The organism is Corynebacterium sp. NML120713 (genome assembly GCF_001875735.1).
Classification (GTDB): domain Bacteria; phylum Actinomycetota; class Actinomycetes; order Mycobacteriales; family Mycobacteriaceae; genus Corynebacterium; species Corynebacterium pseudogenitalium.
In genome coordinates, this window is the sequence record NZ_MLCR01000005.1 from 19196 (window position 1) to 43411 (window position 24216).

The window sequence follows — 24216 nt, forward strand, 5'->3', positions numbered from 1 at the left end:
TTGAACCCATGCCTATACCCGAGTTCATCGTGCAGACCCGAACAAAGATCGGAACCGACCCAATGTGGGTTCCCTCCGTATGCGCCGTCGTGCTGCGGGACTCCACCGCGGACACCCCGTGGGCAGTCCCCGAAGTGCTCCTCGTCCGCCGCGCGGACAACGAGAAGTGGACGCCCGTGACCGGCATCGCCGACCCAGGCGAGGACGCCCACGACGCCGCGGTGCGCGAGGTGCTCGAAGAGACCGGCATCAAGGCCACTCCGGCTGCGATCCTCGGCGTCGGCGCCATCGGCCCCGTCACCCACGACAATGGGGACATCGCAAGCTACATGTCGACGCAGCTCCGCCTCGAAGCCGTCGACCCCTCCCAGGAGCCCGTCGTCGGTGACGACGAATCCATCGACGTCGGCTGGTTCCCGCTATCCCACATGCCGGTCACGGACGCGAAGTGGCGCCTCGTCATCGGCGACGCCGCCGCCCAGCGCAAGCGCCCCGAGGGCTTCCAGCCACGCATGGGCTTTAGCAAGCGCAACTAATGCGGTTCGGCGTCGACGTATCCGAGCACCAGGCAGGCTTTGACTTCACCGCCTGCCCACTCGACTTCGCCATCATCCGCACCACCGACGGCACCTACCAGGACCACGCGTTCCCCACCCTGTTTGTCGACGCCCACTCCGCCGACCTCAACGTGTCCACCTACCACTTCCTGCGCAGCCCTTCCGAGGGAACCAGCGTGGCCGAGCAGGTGGAGGCCAGCGTCGAGGTACTCCAGCGCGCCCCCGGCGCCATGAATTGCCCGATGTGGCTCGACGTGGAAAGCCCTGCCGGGCTCGCGCTTTCCGACGTCCGCTCCGCCTACGACACCTTCCAGGGGCGTGGGGTGCGCGTTGCTGGCGTCTATACGAATGCCTGGTACTGGCGCCGATACATGCGCTTGGCCCGGCCCACCCAGTTCGGTGCGCTCTGGCTCGCAGACTGGGGTTCCGACGAGCCAGCATTTCCAGGTGCCGACGCCTGGCCAGCCCCGCTCGGCATGGGCACCCCCGAGGTGTGGCAGTACACTTCCCGCGGCACCATCGGGGGATTCACGGTGGACCTCAACGCATGGAGGGACGTCGCATGAACGCTGTGCGCGCTGCGTTGGCAGCCGTGGTGTGCGCTGCGTGCGTTGTGGTCCCGTCTGTGGCACCGCCAGCTCAGGCGCAGTTGCTGGGGAAAGGCGATAGCGAGCCTTTGCCCGAGGCCCCGCTCGAGGCGTACGAGCGCAACATCGCGGCCCCACCGCAGCGCTGCACCGATTTCGAGATTGTGATTGCCGCCGGCACCGGCGACTCCAACCAGGGCGACGACCCGCTGCACGTGCGCGGACTGCGACCTGGCTCGACCCTGATCGCTGACGTCGAAGCGGCTGGCGAGAGCGTGTCTGCCTGGCAGGTGCCGTACACGGCCTCGGTTGGCGTGCTCGGCACGCTGGGGGAGACCAGGACGAACATGGCCCTGCCGTACGGGGCGTCGCTAGATACGGGCAAGCGTGCGGTGCGCACGCACCTCGCCACGCTCCACGACGCATGCCCGGACACGAAGGTGTTGTTCCTCGGGTTTTCGCAAGGGGCTGGCCTGCTCGGGGACCTCGTGGCGGAGTCCCCCGACCCGAGCCTTGTCGCGGCCTACCTTATCGCGGATCCGGGGCGCAGCCGCACCACCTACCACACGGCGGAAACAGTCACCGGCGCGCGTGGCGTCCGCGGCGAGAACGGCGAAATCCTCATCCCGCTCGACGGCGTACGCCTTGCTAGCGACGTCTCGGGTCTCACCGGGCCACGCCGCACCAGCTTCCACGACGCTGAGGCTGAGGTACTCACGTTTTGCCACAGCAACGACCTCGCCTGCGCCACGCAGCACGACGGGTTGGCGCAGCGCGTCGGCGTGCGCCTCGCCCAGCCCGCCGCAGCCCCGCTGCACAAACTTGCCGGGCGTGGCTTCAAGGACTTTGGGCACAACCCCATCGCTACGCTGCTTGCACTGGCGTGGGAACTGGCTGCCGTGTCTCATGTAGTACAGGAATATGCGGGGGAGACACCGCCGTTTTTGGGTGAGGACATCACGGGGTTGGGAGTGCTGCTCCACGTGGCCGCGCAGGAACTGCTGCCGATGACCGCCGGGCTAGGCGTTCCTCAGATCCCGATGCCACTGATCGACCTCATCCCGCACGTGATGAACATGATGCCCCACCACCTGGCCTACTTCGAAGGCGGCGACCACCCGGCCTGGACCATCGACGGTGAGTCAGTAGAGTCGTGGATCGCCCACGACATGGTCGCCCGGATGCAGGCGAGCTAACTGTTCCTTGTGGTGTACGTCTTGCCGGGCACCGGATGCGGCACCATCTGATCCAAGCTCGCCGGCCGCAGCCCCTTCGCCCGCAGCCCGTCGATCACGCACTCCACGGCTTGGGCCGTCGTCGGGTGGATGTCGTGCATCAACACGATCGACCCGGACCGCGCCTGGTCAACCGCAGTCTTGCACGTCCGCGCCGGGTCGCGGTGCTTCCAATCCAGCGTATCGACGTCCCACAAGACCACCGCCTGCCCCTGCACCCGCGCCGCCTCGGACACGGTCGCGTTGAGCGCCCCATACGGTGGGCGGACAAACCGCGGGGAAGCACCAGTGGCATCAGCAATCGCGCGGGAGCCCTCCTCCACTTCACGACGCACCTCCGGCTGCGAAAGCTTCGTCAAGTCGCGGTGCGTGACAGTATGACTGCCCACTGTGTGGCCTGCTGCCCGCATCCGCTGCACGGCGCCCGGGTTTGCGCGCACCTTCGGCGTCAACACGAAAAACGACGCCGTGGCGTGCTTGCGCGCCAGGATATCCAACACCTGATTCGTGGAGGCAGCCGGACCGTCGTCGAACGTGACGGCCACACAGTTGGAACAGTCCGCAGGTTGATCCTGTGCAGGCGTCGGCGCGCTAGGCGCAGGTGCCGGAGCAAGCTGCTGCGCCCACGGATGGCTGCGCGCCTGCGGAGGCAGTGCCCGGTAGATAGCCGTGCGGAGCTCCTCACCAGCCTGGGAACTGGACTGCGAGAACGCCTGTGAGCTGCCCGCGAGCGGGTTCGCGGCCGCGTGCGGTGCTGTGAACAGTACCGCCACCGCAACGAGCGTGGATACGACTTTGCGCATTGCTTACACCACCATCCAGAGTTAGTACGCGTGTCAGAGTACCCGGTTTGAAGGACTCGCGAAATCCTGACGCAGGTACTCGACAACGGGCACCACCTTGAACTCTTCCAATTGTTGGCCGTGCTCGCCACGGTAGACCACCCAGCGCTGCGTCGGGTCAATGTCCAACTGGCTGCCAACCGTGGCGAGGTTTCTCCCGTGGCGCGAGCGAAACGTTGCGGAGGATTTTATTTCAACAGCGCGTGGCTCGTGCGCCATGTCGAGGAGATCCACTTCAATCTTGCTGTCATCGCGATAGAAATACAGGTCAGGGGCTATCCCTTGGTGGTGGTAGCACTTGGCTGTTTCTGCCACGATGAGGTTCTCCATCACCGCGCCGAAAGCCGGGGAGTTCACGAGGTCTACTTTTGTGCGGATACCCAGGAGGTGGCAGAGCAGTCCAGTGTCGTAAAAGTACAACTTAGGGGTCTTCGTCAGCGTCTTGCGGGAATTGGTGTGAAAAGGACGCAGTGTGAACACGATGAAGCTGGATTCCAGGATGCTTACCCAGTTCTTCACGGTCGCAAACGCGACGCCGAGTTCGCGAGCCAGTCCAGTGTAGTTGATGAGGTTGCCGGCATTAAGGGCCATCAGTTTCATCATCATTTGGAAGGCGTCCGTGTTCTGAACATTGAGTAACTGTGTGACGTCTCGTTCGACGTATGTGCGGAGGTAGTTCTGGTAGTAGATCTCTGGTGGCATATCTACTTGATAAAGGCGCGGATACCCACCGTGAACCATGAAATCTTCAGCGCTCGTGTCGGGTCGTGCGGTGAGTGCCTCCCGGAAAGAGAGTGGAAGCAGGTGGGTGATGCCGACTCTTCCGGCTAGACTTTGCGAGATCTTCTCCATGAGGAGGAAGTTCTGCGAGCCGGAAAGCACGTATTGTCCCGGTGTGCCCTGTTCGTCTGAAATAACCTGCAGGGCCGAGAAAAGCTCGGGCGCATACTGGGCCTCGTCGATGATGAGGGCAGAGCCACGATCATGGATAAAGCCCGTGGGATCCTCGGTGGCTAACGCGCGTAGCGTTGGGTCTTCGAGATTGAGATAGGTGAAATCAGGGAACTGTTCACGAATCAACGTCGATTTTCCGCTTTGCCGTGGTCCGGTCACGCTCACGATCGGAAACCACGAAGCCAGTTGCTCAAGATGCTGTCCCAATTCCCTCGGAATGAACACTATTTCACCAAATCCCTAAAGTGCGACTTACCAAATCCCTAAAGTGCAATCTACCAAATCCCTAAAGTGCGACTTACCAAATCCCTAACATGTTGACTGTTATCGCTGGTCGTGGTGGTAGTGGTGTCGTCGGTGGAATCGGCCTACATCTGTTGCAACGCGCGCTGAGCCCAGTCAAAACCAATCCTTTCTTGTTCGATTCGCAACCACGTGTTGTCCGCATGGGTATGAAGGAATTCAAGCGTGGCTTGCTCATCGTCGCTGAGCGTGATGGGTTCGAAGCGTTTGGAAGTAGTCTCTTCTACGCCGTACGCGGCATGCGCGCGGGCGGTTGCGAGGTCCATGAGTACTGACCGTGTGCGGGGGAGGTTCATTCGTACATGGTCGAGAATGTAGAAACCGTTGGAGTCTAAATCTCCCCAGTACAAGACCTCCCTGTCGTGAAGCCAGGTGGCGTCGCGGGAAAGCGAAATCGCGTTCATTCCCTGCCCATAGATCGCAATGGTGTCCGGCATTTCCGGCAGAGCTATATAGGTCTGGTAGTTCTCTACGATGATGGCTCGTGACCCTGGTAACTGGTGGTGACGGACCTCATCGAGCTCACAGCAGACTCGATGGAGCCCGAAGAGATCGCAAGATGGGTCGAGGCTGCGCATGTCCATCATGGCAGGGGCCTGTTTGAATTTCAGCGGTCCTGTGAGCGACTCGATGAGGGAGCGGTACTGGGCTATCCATTTACTATCGATACCGCGAATCGGAAGCTCCCGCTCGTAGAAGCGTGAGGTGTCGTTTGCATTGATCCAGGTGACCGTGTCGATGAACTGCGTCGCTGTTGTGTCGTCGAACTCCTTCCACGCTTTTAGTCGTAGCGCCAGCGGGGCCCGTACGTGCGTGCCAAGTGTCGTCTCAAAGCGGTCCACCAAGGCATTTATTCGTTGCCATTCCTTCAGCTTGCCTGCAGCGCGAGCGGCCACCACAGGGGAAGACAGGACTACTGCCGACGGGACCGTGTGGGTGCCGTAGACGTCCAGGCGTTTGACTGTGGTCTCAGGGTCTAACCAATGCCGTTCCCAGGTAGAAAGCCACTCGCGTACTCGGGAGCCGTCGTTTTTGGAAACTTCTGCAGCAGTGGGTGGGCTCAAGCTGATGCGTAGTGGGCTGAATTCACCGGCTAACCAGCTGCGGTGGTTGCGCCTATAAAATGTCAAAGCTCGCTTGTGTACGTCAGGCGGATACTTCACTGTTCGTCCTCTTCTGCAGCAGGGGAGAGTGATGCCGCGACTTCCTCGAACTTCAACTGCGCGGTGCGGGAATGCTTACGGTCCGGGCAGTCGACCTTAAGGATGCCGCCGATGTAGTCTTCCACGGTTTGGAGGAGCTTGAGCGGGGTGGCCAAAATCATGTGGAAGCCGAATCGATGGAAAGCTTCCATCGCGGCACGAGTGAACTCCGCGTCGGCACGGTCGAAAGCCTCGTCCAAAATGACTGAGCCGAACTTGGGATAGGTCGCCCCGTCATGCACCACCGTGGCACGCTTTGCCTGCGCGGTGGTTGTTCCAATTCCAGTCAGGCGGTAGCGCAGCGCAGCAGCCAGGCAGAACGAGGATAGCTTTTGTGCTTGCCCGCCTGAAAGCCCTTCCGCGGAGTCGTAGACGGCGCCTCGCTCACCGTCCGGAGTGATTTCCACTCCAAGAAATTTCACGTGTTCGCGGGTATCTAGACGCTGGATGCGCTGCCGGACAGTCGTTGTGTCGTTCACGGTGATGTCATCGATGACTGCCTTGAGTTTGGAAAAACGAGCTTCGCTAGCTGCCTGGTCGTCGTCGTGCAGGGACCCTTCCAGCGCGTCGTTGAGTTTTGCGATGAACTGGCGAGCCTCAGCGGGCTGGGACTCTTTGACCTCGATCTGGAGGAAGTTTGGGCCGTAGAAGCTGACTTCGGACAAGGATTCGTTGACAGGCACGATGGAGCTGCGGGTTTTCGCGGTGGCTTCTGAGAGTAAACGCCGCAGTCGACCCAAGTGACGGTCGGTTTGTTCACGCAGCAGCTCCCGGAAGTCAGCTTCAAAGCGGGGGAGGTCATCGTCTTCCAGGCGGTCCAGCTCGGCGAGAAAGTCCCCACGCCATTGCAGGTCAGGGTGGAGATCCCCGCGACGCTCCGGCCACCTATCCACGTATTTCTCCATCGCAGTGCGAACGGTGTTTTCCAGGCGAACGATTGTTGATTGCAGACCAGAGATTTGTTTATTCAGTTCTTCCTGCAAGGTTCGTTGAAGCTCATCGATGTTTGAGCGTTGGGCGCGTCGAGTGTGGCGATCAAGGCGTGCTGCGAGCCGTTGGATAACACTCGAGTCCAGCGGCTCGGTTTCGTCCAAGACGTGCTGTGCCTGGGCATACTCTTGTTCGGCTCGCTGAAGCTGGCTGCTAAGGCCGCCAATTCGCTGGTTGAGGTCCGTCACGCGCGAAGAACAGTCGTTGATCCGTTGCGCAATAACCTCGAGTTCTTTGCGCAGTTGGGCCAGTTCCTGGTTCCCATCAACGAGGCGGTCGAGCGCTGCTTGCGCGACGTTGAGGCTGTTTTCAGCAGAGGGGACGTCGATAGCAGAGAAATCCTCGGTCTCTAGCAGGCGTTCGCAGATGCCCACGCGGCGCTCCAGGCGCTTAACGTGTGCCTCAAACCGGGTGCGCTGTTCCTTGAGCTGCTGGAGCTCGGATTTCTTTCGCACGATGATATTGGTGAGCTCGTCGATCTTATCGTCGACGTTGCCAGACAACACCCAGCGAGAACGATCGTCAATGCGCCGACGGTCGTCTTTTGTATGCCGAGTTTTATTCTTGACCTGACCATTGAGTGTTACGGCTTTGGAAGCTGACCGGAACTCGTCAAGCGTTTGTACACAGGCATGGTCGAATCGATCCGAGAGCTGGGATTGTAGCCAGTCATGAAAGCGGCCGCTGCGCACGAACAGTTTTGTGCCAAGAGAACCTTGTACAAACGGGCGTGGCGTCGAGTGCTCCATCGATGAGGTTACCCGCACGTAATCAAGCCGGGCATCGAGGTGTGTGGAATCCACAGCCTTACTCACAGCTTGATAATGCTCTTCTGGGACGATCAACGTCCTGGCGAACCCGCCCACTATGCGTTCAGCAGCCGGTTGCCACTCAAGGTGATCTGGGTGCATATAGATTTCATCGGCCACGAACGGGAGCTCTTTGAGCGCGATGCCAGTGATATCTGCAATTCGCTGGCGGGCGCGGAGCAGGCGCGCATCCATGGAAGAGCGATACTTGCGGATAATTTGAAGCTCATCACTTGCCCGCGCGATGGCTTTGTCAGTTTCATCAATCTGCGGGTAGATCACCTCACGGCGTTGTTCTTGGGTAGCTACCTCGTCGCGAATGTCTCCGGCCTCGCGGCGTAGCGAATCCCGGACGAGTGAAAATTGTTCGCTCGTCGTCGGGATTCCGGTGCCGTCGCCTAAGCGATCAAGCAGGCCTTCGTAGACTCCGGCCTGCTGTTGCACAGCCTGCAGGCGAAGTTTGGCATTGTCTCGTTGATTTTGTGCTGCTTGAATGCCTGTGTCACCAGTGCCATGGATCTGGGCGTGAAGCGAATCCTTCTCGGTATTGAGGCTATCGAGGATTGCTTCCACTTGGGTCCGCTCGTCCTCCACCGCATCTTTTTGTGCGTTCAGCTGCTCGACGTCTTCTTGGGCGAAGCTCGCTCGTTTCTCAGCGATGAACCGCTCGAGCCCAGCTTTATCTGCGTCGGCCTCATCGAGCTGGCCGAGAAGCTGAGTCGCTTCATTGATGGATTCGCGCATGGGAACCAAGTGCGCAATCTGATCACGGGCAGTAAGTACTGTCGAGTGCGCGGACTTGAGCTCGGTGAACATAGTCGCTGCGGTTTCCGCGACGGCAAAGGTTTCCGGTTCGGGCAGCATGAAGGTGCGCATCAGGTGGTTCAAGTCCCCGAGAGTCTTTGCGGACTGGGTGCGGTGCAGCAATGCCAAAGCACCATCGTCAGGAATCCCCAGCTGTTTTCTCAGTGCGGCGATAAACGGACGATGGCTTCGGTTGATTGCGAAGGCATCTTTGTAGGTGCGCTTGGCCAGGCCGATATCGGCCTCCTGTACAGCAATGGGTTCGAAGTCCGCTAGGTTCACTTGCCCTGGCAGCGCCAAGAATAAGTTCTTCACGTCGGCAGCAACATGGGCGTTGGCACTCAGATACATCAGGTAGACCGCACTGACTTCTCGACCAGCGCCGTCTGAATAGGTGAGATTCACGCCTGACCACGTAGCGCCTGTTCGTAGGAATGAACGGGTGAGCTCGTCGACCTCTACGGAGTGTTCCCGACGCCACGCACCACGGCAATAAGTAATGAGGTCGCGGCCTGAAGCTTTCGCAGTGTCGGAAGCAGCCGCGTTGAATTTCCGCTTTATTGGAGGGACCAAGATCGTCGATACAGCATCGATGAGTGTCGATTTACCCGAACCGGACGCACCTGTGATGAGGAATCCCTTGCGTGCAACGTCTACTGTGTGCAGGTTGTTAAACGTTCCCCAGTTGTACACCTGGATGCGTGATAACCGGAATTGGCCTGCGATCAGATCAGTCATGCGTTGTCCTCCAGAACCTGTTGGTAGCTTGCGGTAACTGCAGCAATTTCTTCGGCAGAAAAGAGGATTCGCAGCACCGGTGAAACTTCGTAGCGGCCAGTCGTCGGGGTCTTCACCACGATGGAGTTCTTCTTGAACTTATTCCATGCAGCATCGAACCGTTTGCGCTGTTTCGTGTGGTCAGTGCCCTCTGCAGCTTGATACGGAAGCGTGGCTTCGAAGACTTCGTTTTCATCTACGATGGTGCGTTCATTGGGGTTGGTGTGGATCAGTGCTTTGCGCAGATGCAGCAGTACGACAGTGTCGACAAACTTCAGCGGCAGTGTGCGCAGCATCGCACGTTTATCAGGGTGATCAGCTTCCCACGTCTTCGTATAGGCAACGCCGGCATTGTCGTCGATAATCAAGGTCAAGAACAAGTTGTCGAGCTGTTGCGCTAGCACTTCCCGCGAGGAGGAGACGATGCTAAAAATCTCCGGTGAGGTCAGCATCGACACATACGGGCCGCGGATGAGCTCCGCGAGGGCCCTGCGCTGGCCGGAAGTGAGCGTTCCGGTGTCGCCCTCGTACAGAGTGGTGGATTCATTGTCATGCATGGTGGTTTCCTCTTAGTTGGTTCCTTCGAGAGACTGGTCAAAGACATGAGTAGGGAAGCGGGCTTGCCAAGGGTGTCCACTAATCGACGTCCACCTCAGGAGTTCACTGCCTTCAGTCCGCCGACCATGTTTTTCTGCCAACACAATGACGCCTACTACGCTGGCGACTCCTTGTGTGGCAGGGTGATCCTGCAGGACCTCGCTCAACGTGGCTACACCACGGCGGTGAACGGACGCGTTAATGGCATCGGTGAGCTCCTGCCAGTCAATCTCCGATTCTCTGATCTGTCGGCGCAGCTCCTCGAGGTCTATCTCCCCGATCTCAGCCTCTTCTACCGCGGTCTCGATTCGGTAATCCAGCGGGTCCCACAACTTCCAACTAGAGACGGACTTTGCCTGGTGTGTGCTCAGCTCCAGCTCAAGGTAGACGTGTTGCCCGGGGGCTGCGTCGGCGCGCGCAACTTGTAGAGCACATGCGTTGGCGTCATTAATTGCTTTCGTGAGTGCTTGTTGGGACTCGGCTTCCCTCGACTGTACGAAGCGCCGCAGTGACCTCGATAGGCTGGTCATGGAATCATGCACTTGCCCGGAGGAGGCGTCGAGCGTGCTCATGAGCAGGTGCAGCTGGAGGCGCTCCTCGGGAGTCAGCTTGGTCACGAAATCGCGCGACATGACCGCTTCCAGTGTGGCGTCGAAACGATGGGATTGCTCCGGATCCAAGAACAAGTCATAGAATCCGCCGAATGCCTTGCCTGCATCTGACTCGTTGATGAGGTCTACGCCCCGGAACACGTTGTCCAACACGTCTGCGGCGCTGCGCTCATTCTCCACGATGGATTGACGCAGCTCTACGTTTACTTTCTCCACCTCAGCCTGTACACGTGCAAAATCGGCAGGCAAGTCACTGACTAGATTGAGAATCTCGCGTGCTCGTTCCACAGCTTCGGCATCGGCGAGAACGTTGACTCCGTGCTGACTAATCGCGTCGATCTGACGCTGCAAGCTATCACGCTGGGCTTCCAATCGTGCGATCGCAGTGGCCTCGTCCGGGTCAGTCTCTGCAGCTAGCGAATACAGTGACGCCATCAACGTGCCCAGGCGGGACTTCGTGACCGTGTGCTGGGGGTTAATCAGATGCATCGCATAGTCCAGCGCCGAGTGCGCATCCGGGGAAAGCTCATATGTTTCATCGTGCAGCTCTTTCGGACTGCGACGAACCAGGTACCCGGCCTTCACCCAATCATTCACGTACGCGGTTGCAGCCTTGGGTAGTTCCTCGTCTGTTTGCTCTCGGATGTCAGCAAGCAGGGGCTCGACAGCGGAGATGAAGTCCTGGCCGGCAATGGGTTTATCCTCACCCTTAAACACTGCGCTGAGCACCGTGAGGATAGTCGGAGCATTATGCGCGCGCAGCAGCGTCCAGGCAGGGGACTGCTTGGCGAGACGTGAGAGGGTAAAAACATCGGCCAGCGACTGAGCTCGGGTCATGTGCAATTCTCCATACTGCTGGATCATCTACTAGGCCCGATCTTAGAGACGGGGTCCGACATAAAAGAGGCGTTGGCGTACGTAACCAACCAACATTAGAAAGGAGATTCGATTGAAGTGCTTGCCGGAGCGAGAACGACCAGCGGAAAGTGCTACCTCCAGAAGCTGGTCATGCCACGCTTGGTGGCAATCTGGTAGTCAATGAGCTCGCCGAGCAGCTCGAAGTTGAAAGGGGAGCCCCAAGGCTGGCGGATGATATTCTTCGTGAAGTCTGCGCCCAGGGCTTCGAGCTCTGGCTGGAAATGCGTGATCGTTGCTTGCTCAGGTGCGATGGCCATGTGTTTCGACGCCACCGAAAACCCAACGATATACGTGCCGCCGAGCGTAAACATCGGCTGGCTCCATTTGATCTGTAGCTCAAGATCCGGGTAGTTGCTGTGCACCCAGTCGATGACGTCGGTCATCCGGGCGCGCTTGTCACCTTCGGGAACGGTTGCTAGAAATTCGTCAAGTGTTTTCAGCGCCACCAGACCCAACATAGGCGATAGCAGTGCCGTGCACGACACAAGTCCGCCCAGCAACCACCCAAGCAGGGTCAGGCAGGCAGCCTGCTACACAATCCCAATCCAAGAGACCGCTGCGTCACGGGAGTACCCGACGCGTGCTTACCTACAGGCTTTCAAATACCAGGGTTGCCTGCACGCGGTCGCCTCCGAGCAGTCCTTTACTGCCAGATGAGGTGGTGGTGATGGTGTGCAGGCGATAGCCTTTCGCGCACTGGGTGTTGATGACGTCTTCGAGTTCGGAAGGACTTCTGGAGGCAGTGCCCATGAGCTTTTCTTTGAGCACCACTTGCAGTACAACGTAGGTTGGATTCGTGCACGTAATCCTAATGTGATTAGCTCGTGAGTTTTAGGCATTTCGGGGGGTATCCGAGCGCCGGAGAACACAGCTTCACATAACAAGCCTTCGTTCTAAGAAATCAAAGCGATCCCGGTAATTAGGCATCGAACTCGGGCAGACGAAGAATATCTGCGACCACATGGGTGCGAAGGTACTCGCGCAGATAGGGGAGAGCGAAGTCTGCGGTGCCGCGGTCGTAAGTGATTAAGTCGGCTTCGCTAAGGCGGCGTCGATAGTTGTACGCTTGTTGTTCGCTCACTTCGAGACGGCTGGCGACATCGCTGATTTTCGAGGCACCATCATCGAGCGACATTGCAGCAAGGAACCTACGATCCTCCGCAGAAAGATCGTTGAGCGCTGGTTCATGAACAAGTTGCCCGAGTTTCTTCCGTGCACGAGTAATCGCCTTCTCCGTAGCCTCCAATTGAATTGTGTCAGAGGATTCAAAGCGCCAAGCGAAGTTGCCAATCAACTGGATCATGAACGGATAGCCTCCAGTAGCTTGTACAGCAGTCGCGAGGGCTCCCTCGTCCCACGAGCGTCCGGCCTGTTGGACGGGAACTGTGAGCCCCTCACGGACCTCTGTACCTCTGAGTCGGCCGAGATCCACGCGGTTTGCACGCCTTAAGAAAGTGATTGGATTGCGCCCTTCGTCACTGGCAAGCAGAGGTCTCACCGAACTTGGAATACCGGCCATTACCACGGCGATTTCCCTGTTTTCTCGAACGAGGTGTTGAATAGCCGTCGCGAACTCAACAATTTCATCATGATGTACGAAATGAAGCTCATCGACCGTAATTAAGACACCATTGGCAGAACGGTTAAACCTGTTGTGGTTCGCGAGCGTGTCAAGGACCTCCGTGAGTAGAGTACGGAGTGAACGTGGCCTTTGGGCAGGCCGTTCGAACTCATGCTTGAGGCGCAAAGCGCTCGGACCAACTTGAAAAGAGGTTCGGGTCGGCGCATCGCTCTCGAGAAACTCTGTAAGCTGGTCTCTCAACTTATCGACGAACCCCTCAGTCGCCGTTTCGGAAAACGTTAGCCACCCAGCGTTTATTGCGGTGTCTTCTAACTCGTTGAGTAGGGCTGTTTTTCCAATACCTCGTGCGCCAACGAGGAGTGAGATGCGTTCGTGTGCACCTGGTCCTTCTTCAAGCCCGAGTCTGAAGTCATCGATTACTTCGTCGCGGCCGACTAGGAGTGGCGGGCTCGTCCCACGCGAAGCACGGAAAGGGTTTTGCGTGGTCGTCATAGTTACACATTAGCGCTCTTGTGTGGAGATGTGTGGTTTGTGTGGAGATGTGTAATTTGTGTGGAGTTATGTATAGCGGGGATGTCGCTGGTTCTTGCGAGTGAGCTGTGCACCACAATCCGTCCGCGGACTTCGGCCACCTGGGGAAATACTCAAGTTTTTCTGGGAGAAATGGGAAATTTGGTGTCCTGGCCTGAGATGCAGTGACAAGGGACGCAAGTTTGAACTTCGACCTCCACGTTCCCGCAGGTCACAAAAGGGCTAGATGTTATGTGTTGTGTCTTTTGGCACTGGCACGAAGCGGCCCGCACCAGATTCCTGGGTTTGGGAAGGGGACGTCGGCAAATGCGCAGGTCGCCGATTTCGCGTGAGGAAATGTGGTGCAAAAGTCCGCTGCACAGGAAGAAGACAAAGAAAAACCCACGGCAACCGTGACGGAAACCGTGGGCAAGAGGCCAGGACGAACCTGGGCTCAGAATCTAGCAGTCAAAATACAGCTCAAACTCCAGCGGCGTCGGGCGCAGGCGCGCCGGGGTGATCTCGCTGTCGTACTTGAGCTTCACGTACGTGTCGATGAGATCTTCGGTGAAGACGTCGCCTTCGGTGAGGAACTCGAAGTCGTCTTGCAGGGCCTGCAGCGAGGCTTCGAGTGAGGTCGGCGCTTGCGGAATGTCCTTGGCTTCCTCTGGTGGCAGCTCGTAGAGATCCTTATCCACTGGGGCGTGTGGCTCGATGCGGTTCTTCACTCCGTCGAGGCCGGCCATCATCATCGCAGCGAAGCCGAGGTACGGGTTGCCCGATGGGTCCGGTGCGCGGAACTCGATGCGCTTCGCCTTCGGGTTGGTGCCCGTGATCGGGATGCGGATCGCGGCGGAGCGGTTGCGCTGGGAGTACACGAGGTTGATTGGGGCCTCGAAACCTGGAACGAGGCGGTGGTAGGAGTTCAGCGTCGGGTTGGTAAACGCAAGGACAGCGCCGGCGTGCTCGAGGATGCCGCCGATGTACCAGCGGGCGATGTCGGAGAGCCCGCCGTAGCCGTTCTCGTCGTAGAACAGTGGCTTGCCGTCCTTCCAGAGGGACTGGTGGGCGTGCATGCCGGAACCGTTGTCACCGGCCAGGGGCTTCGGCATAAAGGTAGCCGTCTTGCCGTACTGGGTGGCGGTGTTCTTGACGATGTACTTGAAGTCCTGCAGGTCGTCGGCCGCGTGCAGGAGGGTGTTGAAGCGGTAGTTGATCTCCTGCTGGCCGCCGTTGCCTACCTCGCGGTGGAAGCGTTCGATTTCGAAGCCGGATTCGCGCAGGTTCTTGACCATGGCGTCGCGCACGTCGACGGTCTTGTCGTGTGGTGGGACGGGGAAGTAGCCGCCCTTCACGCGGTTGTGGTAGCCAAGGTTCGGGCCGCCGACTGCGTCGGTTTCCTTGCCACGATTCCACCAGCCTTCTTCGGCGTCGATCTCGTAGAACGCGCGGTGGCCTTCGACTTCGTAACGGATGGAGTCGAAGAGATAGAACTCGGCCTCGGCGCCGAAGCTACAGGTATCGGCGATGCCGGTGGAAGCCAGGTACTGCTCCGCCTTGCGCGCAACGTTGCGCGGGTCGCGGGAGAACGCTTCGAGGGTGAATGGGTCGTTGACGAAGAACTTCACGTTCAGGGTCTTCGCTGCGCGGAACTGGTCCAGCTTCGCGGTGGCGAGATCCGGCATGAGCGTCATGTCGGACTCCTCGATGGTGGTAAAGCCACGAATCGATGAGCCGTCGAAGGCGAGGCCTTCTTCCATGACGGTTTCGTCAAACATGGAGGCAGGGATAGAGAAGTGGTGCTCGATGCCGGGGACGTCGGTAAACCGGACGTCGACAAACTCCACGTTCTCGTCCTGAATGAACTTCTTTACGTCTTCGATAGTTTCGAAAGACACGACCTTTTCTCCTTCGGACGGCGTTGGGAACTTCGCACAATTCTAGCGTGTAGCTCCCGCTCTGTAACAGCTTTTTGGGAAAAGAGGATAGGCTATGTCGCATGTCTGCACCCCAAGGAAAACGATGGCTCGACGGCCCGGAGCTTCCCGGCCAGTTCAAAGGCGATGACTCGATCCCTGACTACCCGGGGCAGTTCCTTGGGTTGCCGAAGGAGGGCGCAGGTGCGCAGGCGTCGGTGGCGCGACGCATGGGAGGCGTCGCGATCGACTGGGCAATTGCCTGGGCGGCTGCAGCGATCATTCATGCCAACACCACCGTTTTCGGTGGCACGTCGACGTTGACGTATCTGTTGTGGATCGTGTTGGGCATCATTTGCGGTTGGCTATTTGCACGCACGCCGGGCATGGCGATCCTCGGGATGGGGGTGGCCCGCGTCGACGCAGAAGAGCCCGTCGGGCTGTGGCGCGCGGCAGTGCGCACGCTGCTCACTGCGTTCATTCTGCCCGCAGCGCTTGTCGACGCCGACGGCCGCGGCATGCACGATCGTGCGACCAACACGACCGTGATTCGGAGCTAGGGCTCCTCCAACGGGCGGAATTCCACGGTGCGCTGGAACGCCCAGTTCTTGTCAGTGAGCAGACGGGCCACCGTCAGGCCTCCAGAGAGGAACAACACCGTGAGCACGACGGCGGTAGTCGAGTCGATTGCCGCGGAGATATTGCCGTTCGTGATCTGGTGAAGCGCCGCGTAAATGGTGGGACCGGGGATCATGACCACGGCTGCGGGGATGGTCACCGTGGTGCGCGGCACCCGAAAGTGTTGGCCCAGCCAGGAACCAAGAATACCGATCACAAGGGTCCCCAGCAGGCAGGCGAGGAAGTATTCCACGTGGGCGTCGACAAGCATGAGGCGCAACACATTGGCGACGGTGCCGAGCGTGGCTGCCAAAAGTGTCATCCTGCGTGAGGCATTAAACAAAATAGCGAACCCACCCACGGAGACGAAGCTGGCGAGCGCCGCAGCCCCGTAAAACGCAGGATCCGGGGTTGCGCTGACCGTACTGGGGGCGGGCGCATCGGTGACCATCGCGATGACCGCGACCGTCAGCATCATGGTGATGACCACCTCGAGCGCGAAGAACAACCTCGGCAGCCCCGAGGTGAAGTCGAAGCGGGAGAGATCCATCAAAGAAACGAACAGAGGAAAGCCCGGCACCAGGTACAAAATAGCGGGGACGAAGCCCGCGGAGAGCTCAAAGTCGGAGTGGGGAAGCGCCCACGCGAGCGCCAGGAACAGCAACGTTGACACCAGGGCCGCTGCCATCACGACGCCTAGTTGCAGGAGGTGTCGACGCCCCAATCGCAGACGGACGTACTGGCCCACACCAGCCGCAATAATCACGAGCAACGCGGTGAAGTAGGAAAAGTGGTTCAGCACCGCGAAGCCGCCACATGCAAGGCCAGCCGCGCAGCTTGAGGTCAGCGGACCCCAACGAGGGGTAGGGATTGCCTCAATCTCGTCGATGGCAGCGTTGATTTCTTCCGCGGTGGTGTAGCGGTGCATCTCGTGCTTGGTCAGATTCTCGAGCGCCTCGATGCGCGACGCGTTCACCCCTGGCAGCGGAAGATCAGCCACGAGCGTGCGGAAATTATCACCGCGGTGGACAGTGCACGTGATCGTGTCGAAGCCGACGACCACGTCGGCGTCGTCGAAGTGCATCGCGCGGGCACAACGCTTCACGGCGCGGGTGACCCGGTAGCCGGGAGCGCCCGCGGACAACAAAAGAGCGCCGAGGCGCAGCGCGGTGCTGGCCTCGACGCCCATGTCGAAGGAAGACATACCTACTTGCCTTGACGCTGCTGCATTCGGCGCATACGGCGGTTCATACCCGCCATGTTCTGGGCCTGCTTCGGCAGCGGCCCGCCAGGCAGACCAGGCATCTGGCCAGGCTGCGTACGAGCGTCCATGGCCTCGAGCTTCGCGCTCATGGAGTAGACGTCATCCTTGCGGTAGTGGCGTGGCAGCTTCATCAAGTGCTTCTGCAGGTCACGCACTGCAACCTGGCCTTCGCCTTCGCCCACGTACACCTCGTGGATCGGCACGCCTGCCAGCAGGCGGTCCACGCGGCGGGACTCCTTCTTCATCAGGGTGCGTAGGCGGTTCTCGTTGCCCTCACCGACTAGGATGACGCCTGGCAGGCCAATCACGCGGTGCACGGTATCCATATGGGTGTTGGCCTGCACGCCGGTCTTGGTGATCCACACCATGCCGATGGTGTTGCGCAGGTTCTCCAACGTCCAACCGGCAACGCCCGGGGTATCACCGACCTCGTCGTACATCGAGCGCTCCAAGCGGCGGGTGAACATCCACATCGCCAGCACGGTACCGAACGCCAAGCCGAGCGCCAGCATGTACCACTGGCCGCCCCAAATGAGGCCGATCAAGAAGAAAAGCAGACCCATGCCAAGCAGGCAGGCCAGCATAATCGGGATGAGCTTCTTATCCCGCTTGCGCTGAATCTGAAACGCCTGCCAAATCTGGCTACGTGTCTGCTTTCCCTTTGCGCGCTTTGCCGCGCGCTCCTGCTTCTTCGCAGCCTTCAGGGCTGCCTTATCCTTCGACTGAGCCATGCCGTCAACTCTATGTCACGAACATGGCCGGACCAAAGTGGCCAAAGCGAGTTAGGAACGTGTTGCTACCGGGTGATCCTTCGAAGCGCCGTACTTCTCCAGGAGCGTCGAGGCTTCCTGGGCAGTGTCGCCCTTCGAGGTTTCCGCCAGGTGGCGCAGGTTTTCCGGCAACTCCAGGCCGCGGTGCTCCATCGCCTCGACGTAGAGCTTGCCCGCGCGGTATGAGGAGCGCACCAGCGGGCCCGACATGACGGCGCCGAAGCCCATCTCGTAGGCCGCGTCGCGGTACTCGATGAACTCTTCGGGCTTTACCCAGCGGTCGATCGGGTGGTACATCGGGCCGGGGCGCAGGTACTGGGTGATCGTGATGATGTCGGTGCCGGCGTCAACAAGGTCTTGCAGCGCCTGCATGACCTCTTCCTGGGTCTCACCCATGCCCAGGATCAGGTTGGACTTGGTGATCAAACCGAAGTCGCGCGCCTGGCGGATGACGTCCAGGGAGCGGTCGTAGCGGAACGCCGGGCGGATGCGCTTAAAGATGCGCGGGACCGTCTCCACGTTGTGCGCGAAGACCTCCGGGCGAGCTTCAAAGACCTCCTGGAGCAGATCCGGCTTGCCGGAAAAGTCCGGGGTGAGATTTTCGACGCCAGTATGCGGGTTGAGCTCGTGAATCTTGCGCACAACCTCCGCATACAGCCACGCGCCCTCATCCTCGAGGTCGTCGCGGGTCACACCGGTGATGGTGGAGTAGTTCAGGTTCATCTCGCGAACTGACTCCGCCACACGCTGTGGCTCGTTGACGTCGAGCGGCTCGGGCTTCGCCGAGTTGATCTGGCAGAAGTCACAGCGACGAGAGCAGTTCGCGCCACCGATCAGGAATGTCGCCTCGCGCGACTCCCAGCACTCGTGAATGTTGGGGCAGCCGGCCTCCTGGCACACGGTGTGAAGGGACGCGCCCTTCACCTTCTTTTTCATGTCCTCGTACTCAGGGCCGGTCTTGACCGCGTTGCGGATCCAACGCGGTTTCGACTCGATAGGGGTCTGGGCGTTGCGTTTTTCTACGCGAAGTAGTTTGCGTCCTTCTGGTGCAATAGTCACGCCGTCCACCGTAACGGACAGCCCCTCCAAAGTCGAGGTTTAATGGGAGGCTCGCCTTACATCTCGACGTTTGAGCCCCTTCGTCGGATCCGGTGCCGAACCAAAGCTGTGGTCGGCCACCACGAGCTCGCCTGCAAGGGCGCGCTTGAGGGCGTCGAGCAGCGGAGCGGTCATCTCCTCAGGTGTGACGTCGCGGCCGAGCTCCAGGCTCATCGTGGTCACGTCGGCGTCGTCGATGCCGCACGCAACGATGTGGCCGTAGTGCTCCAAGGTGTTGTCGCAGTTCAGCGCGAGCCCATGCATGGTCACTCCGCGGGTGATGCGGATACCCAGCGCCGCGATCTTCCTATCGCGGTGCGACGCCGAGCTATCCGCCGCGTCGACGGTTTTTGGCACCCAGACGCCGGAGCGGCCGTCGATACGCCCGGCGGCATGTACCCCCGCCTTGCGCACCGTCTCGATGATCGCCTCCTCCAGGCGGCGCACGTAGTCCACGACGTCTACCGGTTGGGCAAGTTTGATGATGGGGTAGAGGACAAGCTGGCCCTCGCCGTGCCACGTGATGCGTCCTCCGCGATCAACGTCCACGACCGAGACCGGGTACGACGGATCCGGCAAGTCCTCCGGCTGGGTTCGCTTGCCCGCGGTAAACACCGAGGGGTGCTGCAGCACCAACACCGTGTCCGGGATCTCGTCCGACGCACGCTGCTTGGCCAGCTCAGCCTGGAGGTGCCAGGCTTCCTCATAATCAACGAGCCCCAGCTCGCGCACATCAATAGGCGCGGCTGAGGCCCGAATGGATTTGTCGGCAGGGAAGAACGGATCGCGTGGAGCTGTCATGCCTGCCAACGATAGTCGCTAGTTTTCGACACCGTTAGCGGCAGCGTACTCATCCGCCGTCATCAGTGGACCAACCTCCTCGACCTCAACCTCGAAGAGCCAGCCAGCACCGAACGGGTCCTCGTTGATGGCCTCGTAGGCGCCATCAATGTCCTCGTTGACCGCGGTCACCGTGCCAGTCACCGGTGCGTACAGGTCAGACACCGACTTCGTCGATTCCACCTCACCGCACGTCTCACCAGCCGTGACCTGGTCGCCGACCTGCGGCAGCTCAGCGAACACGACCTCGCCGAGGCGATCCGCCGCAACGTTCGTGATGCCTACGCGCACCTTGGTGCCAGCAGCGTCCTCAGGGCGAGCGTTGATCCACTCGTGGTCCTCCGAGTAGTAAAAATCAGGGTTCAAAGACATGATTACTGGTCCTTTCGGGAATAGAACGGTGTGTCCACAATAGTAAACGGATAGCGGCGGCCGCGGATATCAATCTCAACATCCGTGCCAACCTCGGCGTGCGCTGGGTCGATGTGCGCGAGCGCCACCGGACGCTGCAGCGTGGGCGAAGGCTGCCCGGAGGTGACGACGCCGATGCGCGTATCGCCCAGGTAGATCTCGGCACCCTCGCGAGCGGCGCGACGCTGCTCCGACGACAGGCCGGCAATAACCACCGAGGGCTCGCGGCTGACAAGCGCGTCCTTGCCCACGAAGTCCGCCTCTTTCTTCGCAAACGCGCGGCCCATCCCGGCCTCGACCGGGGTGATCTCGCGGGAAAGCTCGTGGCCGTACAGCGGCATCGACGCCTCGAGCCGCAGGGAGTCGCGCGCAGCCAGGCCACACGGCGTCGCGTTCGGTGCGAGAGCGTCCCAGATCGCGCGGGCGTCTTCGCGGTCGCAGTAGATCTCGAAGCCGTCCTCGCCGGTGTAGCCGGTTCGGGCGACCAAGACGTCGCAGTCACCGAAGCGCATCGGTGCCGCCGAGTAGTACGCCAAGGCACCGGCGTCGCCGTCGAGGTGCGAAGCGATCGTCGATAAGGAATCAGGGCCCTGCACCGCAACAAGCGCGACGTCCGCGCTACGGTTCGTCAGCTCTACATCGAAGTTTGCTGCGCGCTTTTGGAATGCCTCCCACACCGCGGGCGTGTTGCCAGCGTTCGGCACGACCAGGAAGTGATCGTCTGCGAGGCGGTAAGAGATCAAATCGTCGATGATGCCGCCATCTTCGGCCACGATCATCGAGTACTTCGCCTTGCCAACACGCAACGTAGACAGCGTGGAAATCAACGTGTAGTCCAAAAACTCCGCAGCCTGGGGGCCGCGTACATCAATCTCGCCCATGTGGGAGAGATCAAAGATGCCGACGCGCTCGCGCACCGCACGGTGCTCCGCAAGCTCGTTGTCGTACTTCAGTGGCATGTTCCAGCCACCGAAGTCCGTAAAGGAAGCACCAAGCTCCTCATGCGCTGCAAACAAAGGGGTCTCAGCCATCACAATCACTCCTTACTTTTCCGCACTCGCTGAACTTTCAGAAATATCAAACGCCTCCGGCGGCGGGCAGGAGCACACCAGGTTGCGGTCGCCGTACGCCTCATCAATGCGGCGCACAGGCGGGAAGTACTTCTCGCGCACCAAGCGCTCTACCGGGTAGGCGGCCTGCTCGCGGGAGAACTCGTAGTCCCACGCAGTGCTAGCGACGCTGTGCGCGGTAAACGGCGCATGGTGCAGGACGGAGGCCTCGTAGGATACCTTGCCGTCGATGATCTCCTGGATCTCCGTGCGGATGGAACGCATCGCCTCGATGAAGCGATCCAGCTCGTCCAGATCCTCGGACTCGGTCGGCTCCACCATCAGCGTGCCCGCCACCGGGAACGCCAGGGTAGGGGCGTGGAAACCGTAGTCCACCAGGCGCTTCGCCACATCCGCCGCGGTCACGCCCGAGCGGTCCGTCAGCTCGCGCAGGTCAAGGATGCACTCGTGGCCCACCAGCCCATGCTCGCCGGTGTAGAGCACCGGGAAGGAATCGTGCAGCTCGTGAGCCACGTAGTTCGCCGCCAGCACCGCATGCGCAGTTGCGGACGCCAACCCCTCCGCACCGCTCATCGCGATGTAGGACCACGCGATCTGCAGCACGCCCGCCGAGCCGAACTTCGCCGCGGCAACCGGCACGCCCTCGCCAACTGGGGCAGGGTCGGCCGCATGCGTTGGGTCGACGTTCGGGTCCGTCGGCAGGAACGGAATCAGGTGCTCCGCCACACCAATCGGGCCAACGCCCGGGCCGCCACCGCCGTGCGGAATCGTAAACGTCTTATGCAGGTTCAGGTGCGATACGTCGCCACCAAAGTCACCCGGGCGCGCAAGCCCAGTCAGCGCGTTCATGTTCGCGCCATCGATGTAGACCTGACCGCCCACCGCGTGCACCTTCTCCGCGACGGCCTGCACCGTGTCCTCATACACACCGTGCGTGGACGGGTAGGTGACCATAATCGCTGCGACGTGCTCGCCGTGCTGCTCAAGCTTCGCATCCAAGTCAGCCAGGTCGATCGAGCCATCCTCCGCAGTCTTTACGACGACCACCCGAAGGTTCGCCAGCGTCGCCGACGCAGCGTTCGTACCGTGCGCCGACGCCGGGATCAAGCAGATGTCACGGCCATGGTCACCACGGGAAACGTGGTAGCGGCGAATCGCCAACAGGCCAGCCAGCTCGCCCGTCGCACCCGAGTTTGGCTGCATAGATACCTCGGCGTATCCGGTGATTTCGACAAGCCAGGCGCGGAGCTCGTCGATAAGCTCCCTCCAACCAGCCGTGAAGCGATCCGGTGTGTACGGGTGCACGTTCGCGAATGCTGGCCACGTGATGGTCTCTAGGCCCGCGGTCGGGTTCAGCTTCATCGTGCAGGAACCCAGCGGGATCATCGTGCGATCCAGCGCGAGGTCCTTGTCGCCGAGCTTGCGGATGTAGCGCATCATCTGCGTCTCAGAATGCACCGAGTTGAAATTGGGGTGCGTCATGAACTCCGTTGTGCGGCGCAGCGCCTCGGGCAGCGCGGACGGCGCCTCGTGAGCAACCGTGTCGACACCGAAGCCAGCGAGCAGCGCCGCGAGGTCGTCCTCCGACGTGTCCTCACCGAAGGAGACACCCACCGTGGTCGCGTCAATCGGGCGCACCAGGTAACCGGCATCCGCCAAGCGCTCGCACACTGCCTCGGAGCTGTCCACGACGACGGCCACCGTGTCGAAGAACGCGTCGTGCTTGACCTCGATACCCGCGTCACGCAGGGACTTGGCGAAGCGCGCCGCCCAGTCATGCACCTGAGCAGCGATAGCCTCAAGACCGCGTGGGCCGTGGTACACGGCGTACATCGACGCTGTCACCGCGAGCAACGCCTGCGCGGTACAGATGTTGGAGGTCGCGCGCTCGCGACGAATATGCTGCTCACGGGTCTGCAGGGCCAGGCGGTAGGCAGGAGTGCCCTCCGCGTCCTTCGACACACCCACCAGGCGGCCCGGCAGCTGGCGCTTCATCTTCTCCTTGACCGCCATGTACGCGGCGTGCGGGCCACCGTAGAACAGCGGAACGCCGAAGCGCTGCGTGGACCCGATCGCGATATCCGCGCCAAGCTCACCAGGGGACTCCAGCAGCGTCAGCGCAAGAATATCCGCATCCACCGCGACCAAGCCCCCGCGCTCGTGCACCGCCTCGACCACCACGCGAGGATCAACCACGTCGCCCTCGGTGCCGGGGTAGGCCACGATGGCACCCACGAGGCCCTCTCCCACGACCCCCTCACGCAGGTCAACGACCTCCACCTCGAGGTCAAGCGTGCGAGCACGCTCCGACGCGACCCGCAACACCTGCGGGTGCAGGCGCGCATCCAGCAGCACCGTCCGACCCTTGCGCACTGCGCGAGCCATCAAGCCGACAGCCTCCGCAGCCGCCGAAGCCTCATCCAGCAGGGAAGCGTTCGCAATGTCCAGGCCGGTCAGGTCCTGCACCATAGTTTGGAAGTTCAGCAGTGCCTCAAGACGACCCTGCGAAATCTCAGGCTGATACGGTGTATACGCCGTGTACCACCCAGCATCCTCGACCACACCGCGCCGAATTACCGGCGGCGTCAACGTCGACGAGTACCCCTGGCCGTAGAACGCCTTGAGCACCTCATTTTTCGACGCCAACTCCCGCAACCGATCCTGCGCCTGGTATTCCGTGAGCGGGGCGGGAAGGTTGAGTGGCCCTTGAAGTAGCAGATCGGCGGGGATCGCGGCAGTGGTCAGCGCCTCGAGTGAGTCGTAGCCGACTTTCGCGAGCATCGCCTCCGTTTCCTGCGTGTCCGGACCGATATGGCGGGTGATGTAATCCAAGATCTACTCCTTTGGTAGTTCTGAACCTGATGTCGTGAATAGTCTACGGGGCAAAACTGGCCTGGGTCGGCCAGTCAGCTGAAAATATGCAGAGGTGAAAACAGCGGTGGCCCCAACAC

21 protein-coding genes are annotated in these 24216 nt (G+C 60.5%); 4 read left to right on the plus strand and 17 right to left on the minus strand.

Annotation, left to right across the window (positions count from 1 at the left end; translation table 11 throughout):
• Window positions 1–8: 8 nt before the first annotated feature.
• From BJP06_RS00150 to BJP06_RS00160, 3 genes are read left to right on the plus strand one after another with little or no spacing between them, the layout of a single operon-like run.
• The gene (locus BJP06_RS00150; protein ID WP_071572421.1) at window positions 9–536 is read left to right on the plus strand and encodes an NUDIX domain-containing protein; all 528 of its coding nucleotides are present in this window, start codon (window positions 9–11) and stop codon (window positions 534–536) included.
• The gene (locus tag BJP06_RS00155) at window positions 536–1123 is read left to right on the plus strand and encodes a glycoside hydrolase family 25 protein (protein WP_071572423.1); all 588 of its coding nucleotides are present in this window, start codon (window positions 536–538) and stop codon (window positions 1121–1123) included. The genes BJP06_RS00150 and BJP06_RS00155 overlap by 1 nt, the downstream gene beginning before the upstream one ends.
• Window positions 1120–2340, plus strand: coding sequence for a cutinase family protein (locus tag BJP06_RS00160; protein ID WP_071572425.1), 1221 nt, complete (start codon window positions 1120–1122; stop codon window positions 2338–2340). The genes BJP06_RS00155 and BJP06_RS00160 overlap by 4 nt, the downstream gene beginning before the upstream one ends.
• On the opposite strand, the gene BJP06_RS00165 is transcribed toward BJP06_RS00160, so the two are convergent.
• The 10 genes from BJP06_RS00165 to glnA form a co-directional block, all read right to left on the minus strand.
• On the minus strand, window positions 2337–3182 hold the full coding sequence (locus BJP06_RS00165) for a polysaccharide deacetylase family protein (RefSeq protein WP_071572426.1): 846 nt from the start codon (window positions 3180–3182) through the stop codon (window positions 2337–2339). The two genes, BJP06_RS00160 and BJP06_RS00165, sit on opposite strands and share 4 nt — an antisense overlap.
• A gap of 33 nt (window positions 3183–3215) precedes the next feature.
• Window positions 3216–4400, minus strand: coding sequence for an ATP-binding protein (locus BJP06_RS00170; RefSeq protein WP_071572428.1), 1185 nt, complete (start codon window positions 4398–4400; stop codon window positions 3216–3218).
• Window positions 4401–4543: 143 nt separating this feature from the next.
• Window positions 4544–5641 (minus strand): Wadjet anti-phage system protein JetD domain-containing protein, encoded by a 1098-nt coding sequence (locus BJP06_RS00175; protein ID WP_071572429.1) that lies wholly within the window; start codon window positions 5639–5641, stop codon window positions 4544–4546.
• The gene (locus BJP06_RS00180; protein ID WP_071572431.1) at window positions 5638–9021 is read right to left on the minus strand and encodes an ATP-binding protein; all 3384 of its coding nucleotides are present in this window, start codon (window positions 9019–9021) and stop codon (window positions 5638–5640) included. Before BJP06_RS00180 ends, BJP06_RS00175 begins: the two co-directional genes overlap by 4 nt.
• Complete coding sequence (locus BJP06_RS00185) at window positions 9018–9617, minus strand: DUF4194 domain-containing protein (RefSeq protein WP_070976492.1); 600 nt, start codon at window positions 9615–9617, stop codon at window positions 9018–9020. Before BJP06_RS00185 ends, BJP06_RS00180 begins: the two co-directional genes overlap by 4 nt.
• Before the next feature lie 12 nt (window positions 9618–9629).
• Window positions 9630–11105, minus strand: a complete 1476-nt coding sequence (locus BJP06_RS00190) for a DUF3375 domain-containing protein (protein ID WP_083433136.1) — start codon at window positions 11103–11105, stop codon at window positions 9630–9632.
• 152 nt (window positions 11106–11257) lie between these two features.
• A complete protein-coding gene (locus BJP06_RS00195; protein WP_083329558.1) occupies window positions 11258–11632 on the minus strand; it encodes an iron chaperone in 375 nt (124 codons plus the stop codon).
• 142 nt (window positions 11633–11774) lie between these two features.
• On the minus strand, window positions 11775–11957 hold the full coding sequence (locus BJP06_RS00200) for a DUF4177 domain-containing protein (RefSeq protein WP_255365760.1): 183 nt from the start codon (window positions 11955–11957) through the stop codon (window positions 11775–11777).
• Window positions 11958–12105: 148 nt separating this feature from the next.
• Entirely contained in the window at window positions 12106–13260 is a 1155-nt protein-coding gene (locus BJP06_RS00205; protein WP_071572433.1) for an AAA family ATPase, read from the minus strand.
• Between the two features lie 479 nt (window positions 13261–13739).
• Window positions 13740–15176 carry a type I glutamate--ammonia ligase gene (gene glnA, locus BJP06_RS00210; RefSeq protein WP_071572436.1) on the minus strand — a complete coding sequence of 479 codons (1437 nt, stop codon included), beginning with the start codon at window positions 15174–15176 and terminating at the stop codon, window positions 13740–13742.
• A 101-nt stretch (window positions 15177–15277) separates the two neighbouring features.
• On the opposite strand from glnA, the gene BJP06_RS00215 reads away from it, so the two are divergent.
• A complete protein-coding gene (locus tag BJP06_RS00215; RefSeq protein ID WP_071572438.1) occupies window positions 15278–15754 on the plus strand; it encodes an RDD family protein in 477 nt (158 codons plus the stop codon).
• Here the strand turns inward: BJP06_RS00215 and BJP06_RS00220 are convergent.
• The 7 genes from BJP06_RS00220 to gcvP are packed head-to-tail and all read right to left on the minus strand — an operon-like array spanning window position 15751 to window position 24097.
• Window positions 15751–17016 carry a threonine/serine exporter ThrE family protein gene (locus BJP06_RS00220; RefSeq protein WP_083433137.1) on the minus strand — a complete coding sequence of 422 codons (1266 nt, stop codon included), beginning with the start codon at window positions 17014–17016 and terminating at the stop codon, window positions 15751–15753. The two genes, BJP06_RS00215 and BJP06_RS00220, sit on opposite strands and share 4 nt — an antisense overlap.
• 2 nt (window positions 17017–17018) lie before the next feature.
• On the minus strand, window positions 17019–17807 hold the full coding sequence (locus tag BJP06_RS00225) for a DUF4191 domain-containing protein (RefSeq protein ID WP_070362178.1): 789 nt from the start codon (window positions 17805–17807) through the stop codon (window positions 17019–17021).
• Window positions 17808–17858: 51 nt separating this feature from the next.
• The gene (gene lipA, locus BJP06_RS00230; protein WP_070363464.1) at window positions 17859–18905 is read right to left on the minus strand and encodes a lipoyl synthase; all 1047 of its coding nucleotides are present in this window, start codon (window positions 18903–18905) and stop codon (window positions 17859–17861) included.
• A gap of 39 nt (window positions 18906–18944) precedes the next feature.
• Entirely contained in the window at window positions 18945–19745 is an 801-nt protein-coding gene (gene lipB, locus BJP06_RS00235) for a lipoyl(octanoyl) transferase LipB (RefSeq protein WP_071572439.1), read from the minus strand.
• An 18-nt stretch (window positions 19746–19763) separates the two neighbouring features.
• Window positions 19764–20156, minus strand: coding sequence for a glycine cleavage system protein GcvH (gene gcvH, locus BJP06_RS00240; protein WP_083290837.1), 393 nt, complete (start codon window positions 20154–20156; stop codon window positions 19764–19766).
• Between the two features lie 2 nt (window positions 20157–20158).
• Complete coding sequence (gene gcvT / locus BJP06_RS00245; RefSeq protein ID WP_070363465.1) at window positions 20159–21226, minus strand: glycine cleavage system aminomethyltransferase GcvT; 1068 nt, start codon at window positions 21224–21226, stop codon at window positions 20159–20161.
• Window positions 21227–21238: 12 nt separating this feature from the next.
• Window positions 21239–24097 (minus strand): aminomethyl-transferring glycine dehydrogenase, encoded by a 2859-nt coding sequence (gcvP, locus tag BJP06_RS00250; RefSeq protein WP_071572441.1) that lies wholly within the window; start codon window positions 24095–24097, stop codon window positions 21239–21241.
• Window positions 24098–24216 lie beyond the last annotated feature (119 nt).